Source organism: Pararcticibacter amylolyticus, assembly GCF_003130405.1.
Classification (GTDB): Bacteria; Bacteroidota; Bacteroidia; order Sphingobacteriales; family Sphingobacteriaceae; genus Arcticibacter; species Arcticibacter amylolyticus.
Genome location: NZ_QEAS01000002.1, coordinates 219,463 through 221,908 on the forward strand (window position 1 = coordinate 219,463; position 2,446 = coordinate 221,908).

The 2,446-nt window shown below is 44.1% G+C and carries 2 protein-coding genes; both read right to left on the reverse strand.

Annotated features, from left to right (window positions below; genetic code table 11):
• Complete coding sequence (locus DDR33_RS03380) at positions 1 to 1,386, reverse strand: arginine decarboxylase (RefSeq protein WP_109414351.1); 1,386 nt, start codon at positions 1,384 to 1,386, stop codon at positions 1 to 3.
• Between the two features lie 130 nt (positions 1,387 to 1,516).
• Positions 1,517 to 2,446: citrulline utilization hydrolase CtlX (gene ctlX, locus DDR33_RS03385; protein WP_317047413.1), on the reverse strand; the 930-nt coding region annotated here is incomplete at its 5' end.

Here is a 2,446-nt window from a genome sequence, read left to right on the forward strand (position 1 = left end):
CTACGTGTATCCCAGGATCTTCAGCACCTGCTTACTGTTCTGCTCTTCGCCGAACACATCGAAGTTAAATGTTTCATCGCGGTTGCGGCGAATAATGACATGCTTGGGTGAAGGAAGAAGGCAGTGATGAATGCCGCCGTAGCCGCTGAGGACTTCCTGGTAAGCTCCCGTATGGAAGAAGCCCAGGTACTGTACCTTTCTCGTTTTGGGCATAAAGACACTATTCATGTGCGCCTCCTGGTTGTAGTAGTCCTGGCCATCACATGTGATGCCGCCAAGGTTCACGCGTTCATATTCAGAATCCCAGTTATTAACCGGGAGCAGGATGTATTTCTGATTCAGTGCCCATACATCAGGAAGGTTGGTGATAAATGACCCGTCAAGCATCAGCCATTTTTCACGGTCATTCTGCTGTTTCCTTCCCAGAACTTTATAGAGGATGCCTGATGCTTCTGCCACTGTATACTTTCCGAATTCAGTAATGATATCGGGCTCCATCACCTCATGCTCAGCGCAAATCTCCTTGATCCGCTTAACTATTTCATTCACCATATACTCGTAATCAAAATCGAATACAAGTGAATCTTTGAAAGGCATCCCCCCCCCGATATCAAGAGTAGTAAGATCAGGATTGACCTTTTTAAATTTGCAGTACAGGGTTACATATTTCTCAAGCTCATTCCAGTAATACGGCGTATCTGAAATCCCCGAATTAATGAAGAAATGCAGCAGCTTAACCTTGAAGTTCGGATTCGTAGCAATCTTATTATTATAGAAATCGATCACATCTTCCATTCTCACGCCCAGGCGGGAAGTATAGAACTGCGAATCAGGCTGCTCTTCAGCCGCTATGCGGATCCCGAGGCTGCATGGAAGATCGAGCTCATCATCATAAATATTAAACTCTTCCTTATTATCGAGAACAGGGATAATATTATGGAAGCCATCATGAAACATGTCAATGATGTACTGCTTATACTGGTAAGTTTTAAATCCGTTGCAGATGACGGTAATATCCTTGGTAACCACGCCCTTTTTTTCAAGAGCATCAATCATAGGCATATCAAATGCAGATGATGTTTCCAGGTGGATATCATTCCTTAACGCTTCTTCAACAATATGGCGGAAGTGAGAACTTTTTGTGCAATAACAATACATATAGCTGCCACGGTAATTATTGTTGATAATAGCGTGCTGAAACAACAGCTTTGCCTGCTGTATCTTTTTAGTTATTAACGGGAGGTAAGTGAAGCGTAATGGAGTGCCATACGTCTCAATCATTTCCATCAGGTTAAGATCGTGGAAGTACAATTCATCATCGATAACTTCAAATCCGTCCTGGGGAAATCCAACACTTAAATCAAGAAATTCCTCGTAGCTCTGCATTAATTAAAAATTTTCGCAAAAATGTGATTTTTTAATGAAATAAAAAGAAGTTTTAAGAGATCGCCCTGAGATTTGAAAATCAGATGATACGGACCTTCCGGAACGGGCGAAACTTCTTATTTTAAGCTGATCATAAAGCGGTACGGTGCGGCAGATAAATTTCAGCTATCATACACCTCGCGCTGCCTCCTCCCGCAGTTTCAATGGTATCCAAAGGCGAATGGATCAAACGAAAATGCCTGCCTAAAACTCTCAGCTGATCGCCGCTCAGACTATGATATGCCTGCGACGACAAAACCAGCAATTTTTCGCCATCCGCATTTCTCAGTTCAAGCATATTTCCGGCGAATGATGCCATCTGCCGTTTGCTAATTGCAACTATCTCTTTAGAAGTGGCCGTCAATGTATCTGTTAATAAGGATCTTTCTTTTAGGTCATGTATAGACTCGAGGCATACAATGGCACAGCTGCTTCCTAATGCCATCATCACATTCGTGTGATAAATCGCTTTTCCCAATTCATCAAAGGCATGAAAAGGAACTATCCGGAAGCCGCTGGCTGCGGCAAAGGAGGAGAGCACTTCCTCATTTGTGCGGGATGACAGGCAGGCATATACAATCTTGTTGTCCCGGTCCAGCACCATGCTCCCTGTTCCCTCAAGATATTTTCCTTCTTTCTCAAAACTGCTTAAGTCTTTAACGTCCTCTACAAGATAATCTTTCCGAATGATTTCCACTATGTCAACCCTTCTTTCCAGCCTCCTGTTCTCCGCCTCCATCGGATAAAGATATATCACCCCGTCAGCATGCGTTGTCAGCCAGTTGTTCGGAAAGATCGAATCAGGGGTATGAGGCTGCGGCGTATCTTCAATCACTGTAACCCGCACTCCGGCGTCCCTGAGCACCCTTACAAAATGATCAAATTCCGCAAGCGCACGATCCTGCAACGGCTCCTCCCGCACTTCATGCCTTTGAAACGCATTACTATCCGCTGTTTGCTCATTAAATCCGAACTTCACCGGCCGGATCATTAATATATCTGGAGTTGACTGCATCTTAGG

Coding starts and splice junctions, on each gene's coding strand:
- DDR33_RS03380 (WP_109414351.1), bottom strand. CDS start 1,386: ATGCAGAGCTACGAGGAATTTCTTGATTTAAGTGTTGGATTTCCCCAG.